The following is a 15,560-nucleotide window of genomic DNA, read 5'->3' on the forward strand; positions in this document are numbered from 1 at the left end:
CAAAAGGGGGTGTTGCATGCCCGATTTAACCGGTGACGCGGAAGGATCTCGCGCCGCCAAGATCGCACTCCGCAGTCGCCTGCTCACCGCCCGGCGTCAGGCGCCCGCCTCGGCGGCCCCTCTTCTCCACGATCAAGTGCTTGCTTTGGTACGGCGTGAGCAACCGGCCACCATCGCCGCCTACGTCCCGATCGGCACGGAACCCGGCGGACCGGAACTGATCACCGCGCTGGCGGCGCACGCGCGCGTCCTGCTCCCGGTGCTGCTGCCGGACGGAGATCTGGACTGGGCCCTGCACTCCGGTTCGCTCGAACGGGGGCCACGCGGCCTCCTCGCGCCGACCGGCCCCCGGCTGGGCGTGGAGGGCATCCGGCAGGCCGACCTGGTGCTGGTGCCCGCGCTGGCGGTGGATCGCCAGGGCCTGCGATTGGGGCGCGGCGGAGGGTCGTACGACCGGGCCCTGGCTCGCATCTCCCCGGGGCCGCTGATCGTGGCGCTGCTGCACGACGGCGAACTGCTGGACGAGGTGCCGGCGGAGCCGCACGATCGGCCGGTGCACGGGGTCATCACGCCACACGGCGGTCTATTCCTGACCCGGAAGTGACGTCCGCCCAACGCTCAACCCGCCGTTCGAGTGGACGAAATGACCTCCGATGGCGCAACATTGGCACTCGGAGTTGGCGAGTGCCAACAGCCGAAAGATCCGGAGGAGCCGTGCCTACCTACCAGTACGCCTGCACCGAATGCGGCCACCAGCTCGAGGCCGTGCAGTCGTTCTCCGACCCGGCTTTGACCGAGTGCCCCGACTGCGACGGCAAGCTGCGCAAGGTGTTCAACTCGGTCGGCATCGTCTTCAAGGGTTCGGGCTTCTACCGCAACGACTCCCGCTCCGGCAACGTGAGCGCCGAGAAGTCCTCCACCAGCAACGGCGAGGCCACGAAGAAGTCCGACACGCCGGCTTCCTCGAGCGACTCGTCCGCAAGCTCGACCTCGACCTCGTCGTCGTCATCTTCGACGTCGTCGTCCTCGTCTTCGTCTTCGTCTTCGACGACCACAAAGGCGCCCGCCGCCTCCTGAGTCTCATCCGGAATCGCGCCAGGCTCCCCCTGGCGCGATTCCGCGTATCCACAGCACGGCCTTCCCGCCACGTGCCGGCGACCCTTCCCCGCCTAAGCCGGCGTCCTCCCCGCCTGGGCCGGCGTCCTCCCCGCCTGGGCCGGCGCCTTCCCCGCGGTGCCAGCGCCCTCCCCGCCCGTACCAGCGTCCTCCCCGCCTGGGCCGGCGCCCTCCCGCCCGTACCAGCGCCCTCCCCCCGCCCGGGCCGGCGCCCTCCCGCCCGTACCAGCGTCCTTCCCGCCCGGCCGGCGCCCTTCCCGACTGGGCCGGTGCCCTCTTCCTCGCCGCGCCTTTCTCCGCTCAGCCACCTCCACGAGGCGCCCCTAGCAAAATCAGCTGAGTTCTCGCTGGTTATCCACAATCTCGGGCTGTCCACAGGCTCGGAGCGAGCGATCTCTTCTCCCGCCTAACGTCTGTCCCGGCGCCGGACCACGACGCCAGGGCGAGCGAGAGGGGACAGGACGATGGCCGGACCGAGCAAGTCCCGGCTCGGCCGGGCCATCCCCCAGCCGCACGGGACCGCAAGCCGCGAAAGCGGCGTAGGGCGCCTCGATCCCGTGCGGCGGCGTCGGCCGGCTCGCGGCACGCTGCTACGCCTCGCGGCAGTCGCGGCCCTGCTGACCCTCGCCGCCCTGGTGTCGTGGTCACCCCCACCGGCCTGCGCCCCACCCGGCAACACAGTGGCCACCCGCCCACCCGCCGACGGCACCCACTCCTCAGGCGCCCCGCCGGCGGGCTCAGTCGACGCTGCGGCGGCGGGCTCAGACGGCGCCCCGCCGAACGGCTCAGACGGCGGCCCGCCGGGCACCTCTGGGGCCGGCCCACCGGATGACCCGATCCCCGGGTCGGGGAACCCTGCCGCGGCGCCGGACAACCCAGGCTCGGGCACGGCTGGTGGCGCCGTGCCCTCCGGCACTGTCGGCGTTCCGATCCGGCTGGCCGATCCGACGGCGCTCTCGCTGGTCAAGCCGGGCAACCGGGTCGACCTGCTCCGCCTGGACGAGAAGGGCACCACCACCTCGGTGGCCGCCGCCGCTCTCGTCCTGACGGTCACAGGCGCCTCGGACCCTACGACGGGCGGCCTGCTGCTGGCCCTGGCCCCCGACGAGGCAGAACGCGCAGTCGCCACGCCGAACCACGGCTTTGCCGTACTCATTCGCCCCGGCTGACACGGTGGGCGGCCACGCCGAGTGGGCCGGCGGGGCGTGCGAAGGCTCCTCCGGCCGCGGCGGGCGTGCCGTCACCAGTGGGGCGGGCGGTCCTCGAGCAGGCGCTCGTCGTTGTCGAAGGAGCGTTCGCCCCAGCCACGCTCGGTGTCGTCGCGGGTCTGGTCGGGGAGGACAGGCGCCTCCTCGGACTCGAAGTCGACCTCGCGTTCGCCGTCCAAGTCGCGCTCGGGCTCATCCAGGATGTCCACGCCTAAGAGGGTAGGCCCGCGCCCCTGCGGAAGTCTTCCCCCTTCGGCTGTACCGTCGGTGAACGTGAGCAGCCCCACCGGCGTCCCGGACGACTCTTACTGGCAGCGACCGGATCCTGACTCTCCCGTGCCCGGGCCGGCCCCCGAATCCTCCGGGACCGCCCCGAAACCGGAGGCGAGCTATCCCGGACCGCCGCGGCCCACCCCGCCGTCACCGCACTGGCGGCCGCCCACGATCTCCCAGCCGCCGCCCCCGCGCAGCATGCCCGGGCAGGACATGGACGCGCTCGACGAGTCGGAGGGCTCGGCCCGCACGGTGACCTACGGCGTCGGCCTGGTCGCGGGGGCCATCGCCCTGATCCTCATGTGCCTGCTCTGCGCCCGGGTCATCTTCTGAGGGGAGCGGGCTAGTAGGTGCCCCACACGGCGGTGGCGCCCGAGTCGCCCGTCTTGTAGACGTAGTAGCCGGAGATCAGGGCCAGGACGACCAGCACCACCGCGCTGACGGCCTCGCCGATCAGGGGCAGGCGGCCGGTTCGGCGCCACGTGAGGGCGACCACGACGAGGCTGGCGATACCCAGGGCCAACGTGAACCAGAACGTACGCGAGCCGTAGCTCATGTGGTCGTCGAGGATCTCCTTGCCGCGGCCGCTCAGGCCCTGGCCGATCAGGCGGTCGTAAAGCTCCTCACCCGAGGCTTTCGCCACGAACGTCGAGACCGGCGCGGCCACCGCGAGCAGCGCCACCGCCCAGCCCAGCTTGGGACGCCACCGCGGCACCAGCGCGTAGGCGATGGCCCCCAGGGCCAGCAACGGAACGAACACCACCGCGGCATGCAGTACGAGCGCATGCACCGGCAGGCCGTTGATCTGGTCGAACACGACGCCTCCTCATCGAACGGGTCGGCCGACAGCTTAGAAGTATCTGACGGCGCAAATGTCCTCGTGTCCGCTTACGCCCATGGTCGGCTTCTGGTTCACCTCTCGCAGGTATTCCCGCGCACAATGGTTGGGGATTCAACCGATCCGTGCTGTCATTGACCGATGCCGAACGGTGAAGACCTGCTGCGCGACCACGGGCTGCGTGTCACCAAGCCGCGCCTGGCCGTGCTGGACATCCTCACCGGCGGCGGCCATCTCGAGGTCGAGGAGATCGCCAAACGGGCCCGCGTACGCCTCGACTCCGTCTCCACCCAGGCGATCTACGACGTGCTCGGCGCTCTCTCCCGCGCCGGCCTGGCCCGGCGGCTCGAGCCGGCCGGCAGCCCGGCCAAATACGAGGCCCGGGTGGGCGACAACCACCACCACATCGTCTGCCGGGGCTGTGGCGAGATCGCCGACGTCGACTGTGTGGTCGACGAGCGCCCCTGCCTCACCCCCGCCAGCAGCCACGGGTTCCAGCTGGACGAGGCCGAGGTGACGTTCTGGGGTCTCTGCCCGGCCTGCCAGAGGCGCCGCGACGACGAGGCGTGAATTCCGGTATCTGAACGGGTTCAACTTTCGGCCGTTCGCGTGGCAGTCTGGATGTATGAGCGACGTCGGCCTGTTCGGACCGGATTCGGTCACCTGGAAACTGCACCGCGAACCGATCCTGATACTCGGCGGTCTCCGCTCCCTCTACCTTCAGGCGCTGCACCCCCGCGCCGTGGCCGGCGTCGCGCAGAACTCCGGTTACCGCGCCGACCCGTGGGGCCGCCTCTCCCGCACCTCGGCCTACGTGGCCACGGTGATCTACGGCAGCACCGACGAGGTCGAGCGGGCCTCCAGCCGCCTGCGCCGCCTGCACTCCAAGATGACCGCCGTCGACCCGCGCAGCGGTGAGACGTTCCGCGTCGACGACCCCGACCTGCTCCGCTGGGTCCACATCACCGAGGTCGAGTCGTTCCTGACCACGGCCACCCGGGCCGGCCTGCGGCTGACCCCCGACGAGATCGACCGCTACTACACCGAACAGCTCCGGGCGGCCGAACTCGTCGGCCTCGACCCCGCCACCGTGCCCGCCACCGCGGCCGAGGTGGCCGCCTACTACGACGCCGTCCGCCCCGAGCTGGGCATGACCCGCGACACCGCCGAGACAGCCCTGTTCCTGACGGTTCCGCCGGTCCCGCAGACGTGGGGGCCCCGGGCCCTCCGCCTGGGACTCACCCTGGGACCCACCCGCTGGGCGTACCTCGGCATAGCCGGCACCGCGGTGGCCCTGCTCCCGCCCTGGGCCCGTCGCCTGTACGGCGGCCTCGGCTGGCCCACCACCGACGTGACGGCCGACCTCTCGATCCGCGGGCTGCGCCTGCTGCTCTCCACGATCCTGGCCACCCTGCCCCGCCGCTACCGCGACAGCTCCATGCGCCAGGCTGCCCTCGCCCGCGCCGCCCAACCGGCCGCCGCCTGACCGCCGCCCCGAACCCCATCCCACCGACGGGCGCAGAATCCGCGAGGCGAGAAGGCGGCCCGCCGCGCCCAAGGGTTAAGGGATACCGCGCGAGACAAAACTCGGCCAGGCCGAACGCCGCAAACAATGAGGCCAAGGGGTCGGGAGGGACAGCGCGCGGGTCAGGGAGTCGTCAGGTGGGAGACCGCGGCCCAGGGCTCCTTGGCGGGAGTCTCCGCGCCGGCCGGGCAGATCTTGCGGAAGTCGCACCAACCGCAGAGCGGGCCCGGGTTCGTGGGGAACTCGGTGTCGGGGTCGGCGCCCGCGGCCACCGCTCGTTCGGCCGCCATGATGTCGCGGGCCGTGTCCTCGGCTCGGCGGACCTGGCGGGCCAGGGACTCCTCGGTGTGTTCGTGGGCCGACACCGTGCCCGTCGGCAGGTGGTGGAGCTCGACCCGGTAGCTCGGGCGGCGGAAGACCCGTTGGGCGGCGTACGCGTAAAGCGCCAGGGCCATCGAGCCTCGCGCGTCGTCGGCGTCCGTGCCCGTACGGCCGGTCTTGTAGTCGACGATCACCGCCTCGGGGCCGTTCGGGCCGGGGCGCGAGTCGATCCGGTCGGCCCGGCCGTTCAGGGCCAGCACCGCCGTCTTCGCGGCCACCGTGCGCTCGACGCCCAGCGGCTCGTCCTCCGGGTCGAGGCCGGACACGTACGTCTCCAGCCAGCCCAGGGCGGCGCGGTAGGCGGCCCGTTCCTGATCGGTGTCGCGGTAGCCCTCGCGTACCCACGTGCTCTTCAAGAGCTTGGGCAGGACGCTCGGGTCTCGCCGGTCGGCCGGCAGGCCGTACCAGTTCTTCAGCGCCGTGTGGACGCTCGCGCCCAGCGAGTTGTGCGCCCACGGCGGGCCCTTGGGCGGGGCCGGGCGCTCGACATAGGCGTACTTGTACCGCCGGGGGCAGTCGGTGAACGCGCCCAGCTTGCTCGGCGTGCACACGAACAGCCGCTCGGGCATGCCGTCGAAGCCGAGCTGCTCGGGGACACCGGTGCGGGATCTGGTGGGAGGCACCGTGCAATCCTGCCAGGCGGGTACGACAGAACCGCCGTCAGAAGGCCGCCGCGTACATCTCCACGAAGGCCGCGACCGCGTCGGCGATCAGCTGCACGGCGATCGCGGCCAGCAGCAGACCGGCGATGCGGGTCAGCACCTCGATGCCGGCCGGGCGCAGCAGTTTCACGATTACGCCGGAGAAGCGCAGCACCACCCAGACCGTAATCATGACGAGCAGGATGCCGATCGCGATCACCAGGTACTCGTCGAAACCCTCCGCACGCTGGACGAACAGCATGGTCGCGACGATGGCGCCCGGCCCGGCCAGCAATGGGGTGCCCAGCGGCACGAGCGCCACGTTGCTGGTTCCGCCCTGCTCGGCCGGCTCGTCCGTCTTGCCGGTGAGCAGCTGCAACGCGACCAGCACGAGCAGCAGACCGCCGGCGCCCTGCAGCGCGGGCAGCTGCACGTGGAGGTAGTCGAGCAGGGTCTGCCCGGCCACCGCGAAGCCGACGATCACGCCGAGCGCCAGCAGCACGGCCTGCGATCCGGCCCGCACCCTGTCCTTGGCCGCCATCGTCCCGGTCAGCGCGAGGAAGACCGGCACCATGCCGGGAGGGTCGACGATCACCAAGAGGGTCACGAAGACTTCGCCGAGGAACTTGAGATTCACCCGATCAAGGTAGGGGTCTCAGGCGCCGCCCCGCAGTTCCATGCGTCCAGCGTCACCCCAGCACAGGCACGCCGGTGGCGGCGGAGACGATTTTCTCGTACGCCGAGGCAGCCGTCAGGAACGCACCCAGCCGCACCGTCTTGTGGGTTCCATGGAAGTCCGACGATCCGGTCACGACCAGGCCGAGGCTTTCCGCGAGGGCCCGCACGTGCGCCCGCTCCTGGAGCGAATGGTCCTCGTGGTCGGCTTCCAGCCCGAACAGTCCCGCGTCGGCCAGTTCGACGATCAGCCGGTCCGGCACGACACGCCCGCGCACCGTCGCCCGCGGATGAGCGAACACCGTCACCCCACCGGCGGCCCGCACGGCCCGCACGGCCTCAAAAACATCAAGGTCCGATTTGGGTACGAAGTATCGCGCGCCCAGCCACTGCGAATGGAACGCCTCGGTCGTCGTCCGGACCAGCCCGGCCCGGATCAGCGCCTGGGCGATGTGCGGCCGTCCGACCGAACCGCCCGCCGCGTACCCGTGCACCTCTTCCCAGGTGATCGGCACGCCGTCGGCCGCCAGCTTGTTCACGATCTTCTCGGCCCGCTGCTCGCGGTCGGTGCGCAGCCGGGCCAGGTCGCCCGCGAGCCGCGGCTCGTCCGGGTCGAACAGGTAGGCGAGCATGTGCAGGGCGATCGGCGGCTCGGCGCCGTGCCAGCGGCAGGACAGTTCAGCCCCGCGCACCAGTTGCAGGCCCTCGGGCCGGGCCGCCGCGGCCGCCTGCCAGCCGCCGGTGGTGTCGTGGTCGGTGATCGCCATGACGTCCAGACCGGCCTCGGCGCCCGCCTTGACCAGCTCAGCGGGGGTCAGAGTGCCGTCGCTGGCGGTCGAATGGCAGTGCAGGTCGATTCGGGTCACCTGAGAACGCTACCGGCCGCGTGTATCGGGCTGCCGCTCGACAGCCCGATCCGTACGTCACATCGCACTGCTATGCGTCGTCGCCTTCGCTGTCCTTGCCGAGTCGCGCCTCGACGGCCTGCGGCTCGTACATCTCCTCGACCACGCGCAGGTAGAGCTCATTCGGGTTGGGCAGGTACTTGACCTCGCGCAACGCCTGGTCCTGGCCGGCCGACTCGAGCACGAACGTGCCGTAGCTGAGCATGCGGCCGAGCGCCGACTGCTCGTACTTCATGTCGGTGACCCTCAACAGGGGCATCATGGCCACCCGGCGGGTGACGATGCCGTTGACGACCATGACCCGCTTGTTGGTCAGGATGAACCGGTCGAAGTACCAGTCGAAGACCTTCCAGGCGACCCAGCTGATCACGCCGAGCCAGATCAGGACGGCCACTGTCACCAGACCGTTGACGTTCTGCCGGGTCAGGAAGCCGGCCAGGTAGCCCAGCGCGAGGGTCGCGCCGGCGCCGATGCCGAGCGGGGTGGAGAGGCTGATCCAATGTCTCTTCCACTCGCCGCGGTAGCGCTCGGTCGGGAAGAGATAGCGGGCGACCAGTGTGGTCGGTTCGTCCTCGAGGGGCAGGACCCGCCGTGGACCGCTGCCGCCCTCGGGGCCGAGGCCCGCGAGTTCCTCCTCGGTGATGACCGGGCGCTCGTACTCGTCGCCGAGGTCACCGTCGGAGGCGTAGCCCGCACTGGGCGAGTAGCCGGCGTCAGGCGAGTAGCCGGCGTCGGGCGAATAGCCAGGACCGTCCGAATAGGCACGGCGCCGGGCGTACGTGGACACGTCGTCGAACGCCTCGTCGTTGTACCCGTAGTTCTCGTCGTCCTCCGGAGGGCGGCCTGCGCCCTCGCCTCGAGGCTCGCGCGGCTCAGCAGGACCACCCATGTGGTGATGCTAAGCGACGAGGTTCGTAAAGAACGTGCCGAAGCCCCGGGCAATATCGGCGATCGTGCCTCCGAGTGACTCGAAGACCGATGCGGCCGAGTTCGGGTTGAAGGCGATGAAAAAGATCAAGAACGCGATACCAAGCCAGGTCAGAACCTTCTTGATCATGGCGGGCCTTCTCCTGTGGGTGCGGGTGACGGTCAGCGCCGCGGCAGTACTGACGGTATCAGCTTCGTCGCTCGGTGTGAACAATGTGGCCGAAAAGCCGATACCGTCCCCGCAGGTCAAGGCCCGGCGTTCAGGCTTTTCCGTGCAGACACGGTGACGGCGCTCCGTACACGAGCTCGGACGGCACCCCCTCGGAGAGGTCGTGCAGCACGACGTGCTCCGCGAGGAAGTAGCCCGCGCTTGCGGGCCACGCTACCGCATAGAGCCACATTCCTTTCGCCTCACTCACGTACGCACTTCGATCCTCCGGGGACTTGACGCACCACAGTGGAGTGGGGTGTCCAGCCGCCTTGATCTTGGCGTGCGGTCCAGGGTGGCCACTCGGATCGGCCAGCGCTTCGGCGATCAGATAGCCGGGGTCGATGCCGGGGATTCCGGCGAATCTGGTGCCCAGTCCGACGCCCGGCTGCTCGGCGATCAACATGACGTCGGCCGGCCCGCCGGCGAGCGGCTCGGGGCCGCTGCAGGCGACCGCGGTGGCGCGCACGCCGCGGCGGTCGTCGCCGGCCCAGCCGACTCCCGTGACCATCCACCCCGCCGGCAGCGGCCAGGGGCACCAGAACGGCACCTTCTCGGGCGACGAGCCCTGCCGTCGCAGCATGCTGTCGACGATGTCCGCGTTGATGTGCTCGGCCACGTGGAAGGGGGGCACATCACCGCAGTTGTCACAGCGCCAGTCGCTGTGCATCAGGTCCGGCTTCCGAACCTGTGCACCACACCTGGGGCAACTCACCGTGACACCCACATCCACTACCGTGCGGCCCACGCGGGCCCTCGTCAAGCGGATCCGCAGAACCCGGACGTATCAGCGAGATTCACCCGGGCGGGGGTCCCGCGTGGGCGCGAATCCAGGCGTGCATCGCGATGCCACTGGCCACTCCCGCGTTGATGGAGCGCGTCGAGCCGTACTGGGCAATCGAGAAGAGCTCCGCGCACGCACCCCGCGCCGCCTCGGAGAGCCCGGGCCCCTCCTGGCCGAAGAGCAGCACGCAGCGCTCGGGCAGCGTCGTGGTCTCCATCGGCCGTGAACCCGGCAGATTGTCGATCCCGATCACCGGCAGGTCCTGCCCGGCCGCCCAGCCGGTGAACTCCTCGATGGTCGGGTGGTGCCGCACGTGCTGGTAACGATCAGTGACCATGGCGCCACGGCGGTTCCACCGGCGTGACCCCACGATGTGCACCTCGGCGGCGAGAAAGGCGTTCGCGTTGCGCACCACGGTGCCGATGTTGAAGTCGTGCTGCCAGTTCTCGATGGCGACGTGGAAGCCGTGCCGGCGGGTGTCCAGATCGTCGACCACGGCCTCGCGGCGCCAGTATCGGTAGCGGTCCACGACGTTGCGGCGATCGCCGTTGGCCAGCAGTTCCGGGTCGTACCGCTCGTCGGTGGGCCACTGCCCGGGCCAGGGGCCGACGCCCACTTCGGCGGACTCGTCCTCACCGATCATCATGGGCGGTTACGGTACCCATCCACCGGGAGACGCAATGAGCGGCGGGGCCCTCCCCGGCACCCGCCGCCCACGCTTTGGTGGGGCAAGTCTGCCTTACCGTCCGTATCTATGTGAAGAAAGCTCAGCTGTGACCCAGGTCACATTTAAGTTTGTTGCCTATTACCCTGGGCAAGATGGATCTCTAAAACCTGTGACAAATCGGGCGCCGCGAGTTGCTTGGTTAATCAGAGCGTTCCCCTCACCTATCGTTACGATGGGTGGCCTACGGCCCACCCCGTGTCCCGAATTCGTGCTGCAGACCACGTGTCATCCGCCCCGGAGGCGGGAATGGCGAGTGGGACGGATGGGTTTCACCGCACGAAAGCCAAATTCCCGTGGACGGAGACATCATGGCGACGGTTGCGCTGACCGCTGAGAACTTCGACGAGGTGACCGGCAAGGACGGAATCGTCCTGGTCGACTTCTGGGCTAGCTGGTGCGGGCCGTGCGTTCGCTTCGCGCCCACCTACGAGCGGTCTTCGGAAAAGCACGAGAACATCACGTTCGGCAAGGTCGACACCGAGGCCGAGCAGGCGCTCGCCGCGAAGTTCGACATCCGCTCGATCCCGACGATCATGGCCGTCCGCGACGGCGTCATCGTCTTCTCGCAGCCCGGGGCGCTCCCCGAGTCGGCCCTCGAGAACCTGATCGAGCAGGTCGAGAAGCTGGACATGGACGAGGTGCGCCAGCAGCTCGCCGCGCACAGCCACTGATCACATAGATACCTCGGAAACCCGCCGCCCGCCTGGGCCGGCGGGTTTTTCGTTGGTACGCGTGTTCGACTGGACAGGCGCATCGAACGCGTGTTCGAATATCCGCCATGCGATGGTCCAACCTGTCGATCTCGGCGGACGGCTCGCTCCTCGACAGGGCAGCGCCGGCGGCTCCACCCCTGCCGCTGGCGCTGCCCGGTGCCACCGTCCGCACGTTCGACACCCCCGGCTTCGCCGGCATGACGTTCTACGAGGTCCAGGCGAAAAGCCTGATCAACCGAGTGCCGGGCGCCTCGCGGGTGCCGTTCGAGTGGACCGTCAATCCCTATCGCGGGTGCTCGCACGCCTGCTCGTACTGCCTGTCCGGCGACACGCCGATCCTGATGGCCGACGGCACCAGCCGCCCGCTGGCCGAGCTGCGCCGGGGCGACGCCATCATGGGCACCATGGGCGCCGGCGCCTGCCGGCGGTATGTGCCGACCACCGTGCTCGACCACTGGTCGACCACCAAACCGGCCTTCCGGGTCACCCTGGCCGACGGCACCCGGCTGGTCGCCAGCGGCGACCACCGCTTCCTCACCGCCCGCGGCTGGCGACACGTGAGCCCGGCCGAGGCCCACCAACCCGCGCTGGCCGTCGGCGATCTGATGTTCGGCGTCGGCCGCTTCGCCGAGCCGCCCAAACAGTCACATGACTATCAGGCCGGTTTCCTCTGCGGCCTGGTCCGCGGTGACACCGCCGGCCTCGACCGGGCCCGGGAGCGCGCCGAGCGCTACCTCGAGGACGTTCCGCTGCACGAAGCGCTGCGCTGGCCCGAGACGCCCACCGACGGGTGGCGCCGGGGCTTTCTGGCCGGCGCGTTCGGCTCGGTGGGCCGCGCCGACCGGCTGGCCATCTCGTTCACCAGCGCCGATCGCCAGTTCCTGAGCCGGGTGACCGAGGCGCTGACCCAGCTCGGCCTGCCGAGCCGCGGCCCGGTGCGCGGCAACGGCGTCGTCGAGCTCGACCGTGACCTCTGGGCCGCCCTGCGGTTCCGCCACCTCACCGGCGTCGAGGGCGCGCCGCTGGACGCGTCCGGGGTCGGCGTGCGGGCCGGCCGTCAACTCGCCGTCGTCGACATCGAGGACCTCGGTCTCACCCTGCCGCTGTTCGACATCACGACCGGCACGAGCGACTTCATCGCCGACGGCGTGGTCAGCCACAACTGCTTCGCGCGGCACACACACAGCTACCTCGACCTCGACACCGGACACGACTTCGACTCCAAGATCGTGGTCAAGGTCAACGCGGGCGAGCTGATCCGCCGCGAGCTCGCCGCGCCCCGCTGGTCCGGCGCCCCGATCGCGATGGGCACCAACGTCGACGTCTACCAGCGGGCCGAGGGACGCTACAAGCTGATGCCCCAGATCCTGGCCGCGCTGCGCGACCACGCGAACCCGTTCTCCATCCTCACCAAGGGCACGCTCATCCTGCGCGACCTCGAACTGCTGAAACAGGCGGCCGAGGTCACCCGGGTGGGTCTTTCCTTCTCGGTCGGCTTCGTCGACGAGCGGGCCTGGCGCGCGGTCGAGTCGGGCACGCCGAGCCCGCGGCGGCGGCTCGACGCGGTCCGGCGGCTCACCGACGCCGGCTTCGCGATCGGCGTCCTGATGGCGCCCATCCTGCCCGGCCTCACCGACACCGACGAGTCGATCGACGAGACCGTCGCCGCCATCGCGGCCGCCGGCGCCACCAGCGTCACGCCGCTGCCGCTGCATCTGCGGCCGGGCGCCCGCGAGTGGTACGCGTCCTGGCTGACCCGCACCCATCCGGAACTCGCCCCGCGCTACCGCGAGCTGTACGGCAACGGCTCGTACTCACCGCAGTCGTATCAGCACGAGGTGGTGGCGCGGGTGCGGATGGCGGCCCGCCGGCACGGGCTGCACCGGGCCACCCCGGCCGAGGCCCGGGCGATCGCCGAGACCGAGCGGCCGGAGCAGTTGACGCTGCTGTGATCGCATTACAGTCGAGGGCATGAGGAGCGCACAGCAGATCCTGGCCGAGGCCAATGTCATCGCGGTGGTCGGCGCCTCCCGCGATCCATGGAAGCCCTCCCATTCCGTACCGCTCCAGATGCAGCGCCACGGCTGGCGGATCATCCCGGTCAACCCGTACGCCGATGAGATCTTCGGGGTCAAGGCGTACCGCACCCTGGCCGACATCGACGAGCCGATCGACCTGGTCGACGTCTTCCGGCCCTCGTACGACGCGGTCGACGTGGTCCGCCAGGCGGTCGCGATCAAAGCGCCGGCGGTGTGGCTGCAGAGCGGCATCGCCTCGGCCGAGGCGCGGCGGATCGCCGAGGAAGCGGGCATCGACTACATCGAGGACCGTTGCCTCGCCGTCGAGCGGGCGGTCGGGCAGCTCACCAAGCTCGAATAGGTCACCTACCGTGTTCTCCCCTGTACCCCGGCTAGTACCGTGCCGGGGAACGAGGAGGACCTGATGACCTATCCCCCCGGTGGCACGCCGGACCCATACCAGCCGCAGCAGCCCTACGGGCAGCAGCCTTACGACCCGACCAGCGGACAGCCGTACGGCGCGCAGCCGTCCAGCGGCCAGCCGTACGGGGCCCAGCCGTCCAGCGGGCAGCCGTACAGCGGCCAGCCCGGCTACGGCCAGCCGGGCTACGGCCAGCCCGGCTACGGCCAGCCCTACGGCGCCCAGCCCGGTTACGGCGCGCCCTACCAGCCGGTGACCAGCACCAACACGCTGGCCATCCTGGCGCTGGTGTTCGCCTTCATCTTCTCGCCGGCCGCGATCGTCATGGGGCACATCGCCAAGAAGCAGATCCGCCAGACCGGCGAGCAGGGCGACGGCCTCGCCACCGCCGGCCTGTGGCTGGGCTACATCTTCACCGCCCTGGGCGTGCTGGTCTGCGTCGGCTACATCATCCTCGGCATCGCCGTCGCGAGCAGCGGAAGCACCTCGCCGTGATCCGCGCGGGCCGGCCGGTCACCCGGCCGGCCCGCGGGGTCCTCAGCGGAACTCGGCCTCGCGCACGCTGTTGCCGCCGTCCACCACGAGCATCTGCCCGGTGATGTACGACGCGGCCGGCGAGCAGAGGAAGGCGATCGCCGCCGCCACCTCGTCCGGAGTGCCCGGTCGCCCGATCGGCGTACCCAGGCCCTGCTTGATCTCGGTGACCGTCGACGCCGCCGTGTAGATCGTCCCCGGCGCCACACAGTTGACGTTCACCCCGTCGGCCACCAGCTCCATCGCCAGGGCCCGGGTCAGGCCGACCACGCCGGCCTTCGCCGCCGCGTACGCCGCCTCGGTCGGCAGCGCGTTCACCGGCCCGGCGGTCGCCGCCAGGTTCACGATCCGGCCCCAGCCGCGCTCGGCCATGCCGCCCTGGAAGGCCCGGCTGCACAGGAACGCCGTACTGAGATTCCGGTCGATCTCCGACTTCCACTCGTCGTAGGTCAACTGCGCCACCGGCCGCAGCACCTCCGGGCTGGCCCGGCTCGCCAGTCCGGCGTTGTTCACCAGCACCTCGACATCACCGAGCTGGTCGGAGATGGCGTCGGCGAGCGCACCGACCTCGGCCTCGTCCGTCAGATCGGCCACGAACCCGGTCACTCCGAGTTCCGACGCCCGCTCATGAATACGCCGCGTGGTCGACACGATGGCCACCCGGGCCCCGAGATCCCGCAGCCGCCGCGCCGTCGCATAGCCGATGCCGTCCGGACTGCCGGCCCCGGTGACCAGGGCAACCTTGCCGTCCAGCCGCAGCGTGACCGGCGCCTCTTCCGGTTCCGTCGCTTCCACGTAGATCCCCATCCCACCAGACATCCAAAACCGGCACACCCTGCGCGGCCCCCAGTAACGGCCCCACCGCCACGCTCCGCACCGGAACCCTGCGGCGATCCTGCCCCGTCACCTCACCCAGAGCAAACATCGCCCCCGCCGTGGCGCACCCGTGGTCCGCCTAAGTCTCAACCCCCGCCACGCCATCTCCCCGTCTCACTCACGCACGTTCCGCGGTACGGGATGAAGCCCTGCACCCGCCGCCACCACCCCACGCCGCGCTCTCCTGGCGTGACAGCCCTCCTCGACGGCGCGCTTTCTGTCACATGCGCGTCTTTTGTCTCTCCGCTTTCACCACGAGCCACTCAGCACGCTGCTCGGCAGGCCCTCCTTCCACTACCGACAATCCTCACGCCCAGCCCAACTCACCACACGGTTCCCGTCGCGCCACTGACCATGCTGCTCCCTCGAGCCCTCCTCCACTACCGGCATCCTCCCGCCCAGTCCGACCACTACGCGGTGCTCCGGCTGAAGCCGACCTTCACGCCGCTACCCACGGCCGATTGCACCGCCAGCGTGCTGCGGTCGCCGCCCAACCCACCAGCTGGCTTGGGGAAGGAAGTTCAGCCCACAAGGAACGCGGAATGGAAATCCGCGACAAGGCGGGGCGCGCGAGGGAGGGGCGAGCCCGCGAGGTACGAAGACGAGCCAAGAGGCGCCAAGGCGACGGCGCGACGACATGAGGGCGAGGCGAGGCGCCAAGGGCAAGGCACGACGGGCAAGGCGCCAAGGGCAAGGCACGACGGGCAAGGCGCCAAGGGCAAGGCACGACGGGCAAGGCGCCAAGGGCAAGGCACGACGGGCAAGGCGCCAAGGGCAAGGCACGACGGGC

At 70.3% G+C, this 15,560-nt stretch carries 20 protein-coding genes; 10 read left to right on the top strand and 10 right to left on the bottom strand.

Translation table 11 applies throughout. The annotated features are described in order from the left end of the window. Window positions 1–16 precede the first annotated feature (16 nt). From ACGFJ7_RS05400 to ACGFJ7_RS05410, 3 genes are all read left to right on the top strand, one after another. Entirely contained in the window at window positions 17–604 is a 588-nt protein-coding gene (locus ACGFJ7_RS05400; RefSeq protein WP_392641018.1) for a 5-formyltetrahydrofolate cyclo-ligase, read from the top strand. A 110-nt stretch (window positions 605–714) separates the two neighbouring features. Beyond that, window positions 715–1,077 carry an FmdB family zinc ribbon protein gene (locus ACGFJ7_RS05405; RefSeq protein ID WP_392641019.1) on the top strand — a complete coding sequence of 121 codons (363 nt, stop codon included), beginning with the start codon at window positions 715–717 and terminating at the stop codon, window positions 1,075–1,077. A 941-nt stretch (window positions 1,078–2,018) separates the two neighbouring features. Then, window positions 2,019–2,285, top strand: a complete 267-nt coding sequence (locus ACGFJ7_RS05410; protein WP_360246768.1) for a hypothetical protein — start codon at window positions 2,019–2,021, stop codon at window positions 2,283–2,285. 71 nt (window positions 2,286–2,356) lie between these two features. Here ACGFJ7_RS05410 and ACGFJ7_RS05415 read toward each other — a convergent pair whose 3' ends face one another. Next, window positions 2,357–2,533, bottom strand: coding sequence for a hypothetical protein (locus ACGFJ7_RS05415; protein ID WP_203777796.1), 177 nt, complete (start codon window positions 2,531–2,533; stop codon window positions 2,357–2,359). 64 nt (window positions 2,534–2,597) lie between these two features. Between ACGFJ7_RS05415 and ACGFJ7_RS05420 the strand changes: the two genes are divergently transcribed. Continuing rightward, window positions 2,598–2,930 (top strand): translation initiation factor 2, encoded by a 333-nt coding sequence (locus tag ACGFJ7_RS05420; RefSeq protein ID WP_392641021.1) that lies wholly within the window; start codon window positions 2,598–2,600, stop codon window positions 2,928–2,930. Window positions 2,931–2,940: 10 nt separating this feature from the next. On the opposite strand, the gene ACGFJ7_RS05425 is transcribed toward ACGFJ7_RS05420, so the two are convergent. Then, on the bottom strand, window positions 2,941–3,414 hold the full coding sequence (locus ACGFJ7_RS05425; RefSeq protein WP_360246772.1) for a DUF2231 domain-containing protein: 474 nt from the start codon (window positions 3,412–3,414) through the stop codon (window positions 2,941–2,943). 162 nt (window positions 3,415–3,576) lie between these two features. Between ACGFJ7_RS05425 and ACGFJ7_RS05430 the strand changes: the two genes are divergently transcribed. Beyond that, window positions 3,577–4,005, top strand: a complete 429-nt coding sequence (locus ACGFJ7_RS05430) for a Fur family transcriptional regulator (RefSeq protein ID WP_360246774.1) — start codon at window positions 3,577–3,579, stop codon at window positions 4,003–4,005. Between the two features lie 55 nt (window positions 4,006–4,060). After that, on the top strand, window positions 4,061–4,921 hold the full coding sequence (locus ACGFJ7_RS05435) for an oxygenase MpaB family protein (RefSeq protein ID WP_360246776.1): 861 nt from the start codon (window positions 4,061–4,063) through the stop codon (window positions 4,919–4,921). Between the two features lie 161 nt (window positions 4,922–5,082). Here the strand turns inward: ACGFJ7_RS05435 and ACGFJ7_RS05440 are convergent, their stop codons facing one another. From ACGFJ7_RS05440 to ACGFJ7_RS05470, 7 genes are all read right to left on the bottom strand, one after another. After that, window positions 5,083–5,910: a PD-(D/E)XK nuclease family protein gene (locus tag ACGFJ7_RS05440; protein WP_360248225.1), complete on the bottom strand. Its 828-nt coding sequence runs from the start codon at window positions 5,908–5,910 to the stop codon at window positions 5,083–5,085. 91 nt (window positions 5,911–6,001) lie between these two features. Continuing rightward, a complete protein-coding gene (locus tag ACGFJ7_RS05445) occupies window positions 6,002–6,619 on the bottom strand; it encodes a MarC family protein (RefSeq protein ID WP_360246778.1) in 618 nt (205 codons plus the stop codon). Between the two features lie 52 nt (window positions 6,620–6,671). Continuing rightward, entirely contained in the window at window positions 6,672–7,523 is an 852-nt protein-coding gene (locus ACGFJ7_RS05450) for a PHP domain-containing protein (protein WP_360246780.1), read from the bottom strand. A gap of 70 nt (window positions 7,524–7,593) precedes the next feature. Continuing rightward, the gene (locus ACGFJ7_RS05455) at window positions 7,594–8,451 is read right to left on the bottom strand and encodes a PH domain-containing protein (protein WP_360246782.1); all 858 of its coding nucleotides are present in this window, start codon (window positions 8,449–8,451) and stop codon (window positions 7,594–7,596) included. A 9-nt stretch (window positions 8,452–8,460) separates the two neighbouring features. Further along, the gene (locus tag ACGFJ7_RS05460) at window positions 8,461–8,739 is read right to left on the bottom strand and encodes a hypothetical protein (protein WP_360248351.1); all 279 of its coding nucleotides are present in this window, start codon (window positions 8,737–8,739) and stop codon (window positions 8,461–8,463) included. 10 nt (window positions 8,740–8,749) lie between these two features. Then, the gene (locus tag ACGFJ7_RS05465; protein ID WP_392641025.1) at window positions 8,750–9,445 is read right to left on the bottom strand and encodes a DUF6758 family protein; all 696 of its coding nucleotides are present in this window, start codon (window positions 9,443–9,445) and stop codon (window positions 8,750–8,752) included. Window positions 9,446–9,494: 49 nt separating this feature from the next. Continuing rightward, window positions 9,495–10,127 carry an RNA methyltransferase gene (locus ACGFJ7_RS05470; protein WP_360246784.1) on the bottom strand — a complete coding sequence of 211 codons (633 nt, stop codon included), beginning with the start codon at window positions 10,125–10,127 and terminating at the stop codon, window positions 9,495–9,497. 389 nt (window positions 10,128–10,516) lie between these two features. Between ACGFJ7_RS05470 and trxA the strand changes: the two genes are divergently transcribed. The 4 genes from trxA (at window position 10,517) to ACGFJ7_RS05490 (ending at window position 13,855) form a co-directional block, all read left to right on the top strand. Next, window positions 10,517–10,879, top strand: coding sequence for a thioredoxin (gene trxA / locus ACGFJ7_RS05475; protein WP_097318692.1), 363 nt, complete (start codon window positions 10,517–10,519; stop codon window positions 10,877–10,879). Between the two features lie 107 nt (window positions 10,880–10,986). Beyond that, on the top strand, window positions 10,987–12,873 hold the full coding sequence (locus tag ACGFJ7_RS05480) for an intein-containing Rv2578c family radical SAM protein (protein ID WP_392641027.1): 1,887 nt from the start codon (window positions 10,987–10,989) through the stop codon (window positions 12,871–12,873). A gap of 19 nt (window positions 12,874–12,892) precedes the next feature. Then, on the top strand, window positions 12,893–13,300 hold the full coding sequence (locus ACGFJ7_RS05485; RefSeq protein ID WP_360246788.1) for a CoA-binding protein: 408 nt from the start codon (window positions 12,893–12,895) through the stop codon (window positions 13,298–13,300). Between the two features lie 63 nt (window positions 13,301–13,363). Further along, window positions 13,364–13,855: a DUF4190 domain-containing protein gene (locus ACGFJ7_RS05490; protein WP_360246790.1), complete on the top strand. Its 492-nt coding sequence runs from the start codon at window positions 13,364–13,366 to the stop codon at window positions 13,853–13,855. A 42-nt stretch (window positions 13,856–13,897) separates the two neighbouring features. Here ACGFJ7_RS05490 and ACGFJ7_RS05495 read toward each other — a convergent pair whose 3' ends face one another. After that, window positions 13,898–14,689 carry an SDR family NAD(P)-dependent oxidoreductase gene (locus ACGFJ7_RS05495; protein ID WP_360246791.1) on the bottom strand — a complete coding sequence of 264 codons (792 nt, stop codon included), beginning with the start codon at window positions 14,687–14,689 and terminating at the stop codon, window positions 13,898–13,900. Window positions 14,690–15,560 lie beyond the last annotated feature (871 nt).

Source organism: Actinoplanes sp. NPDC048988 (genome assembly GCF_043197815.1).
GTDB lineage: Bacteria > Actinomycetota > Actinomycetes > Mycobacteriales > Micromonosporaceae > Actinoplanes.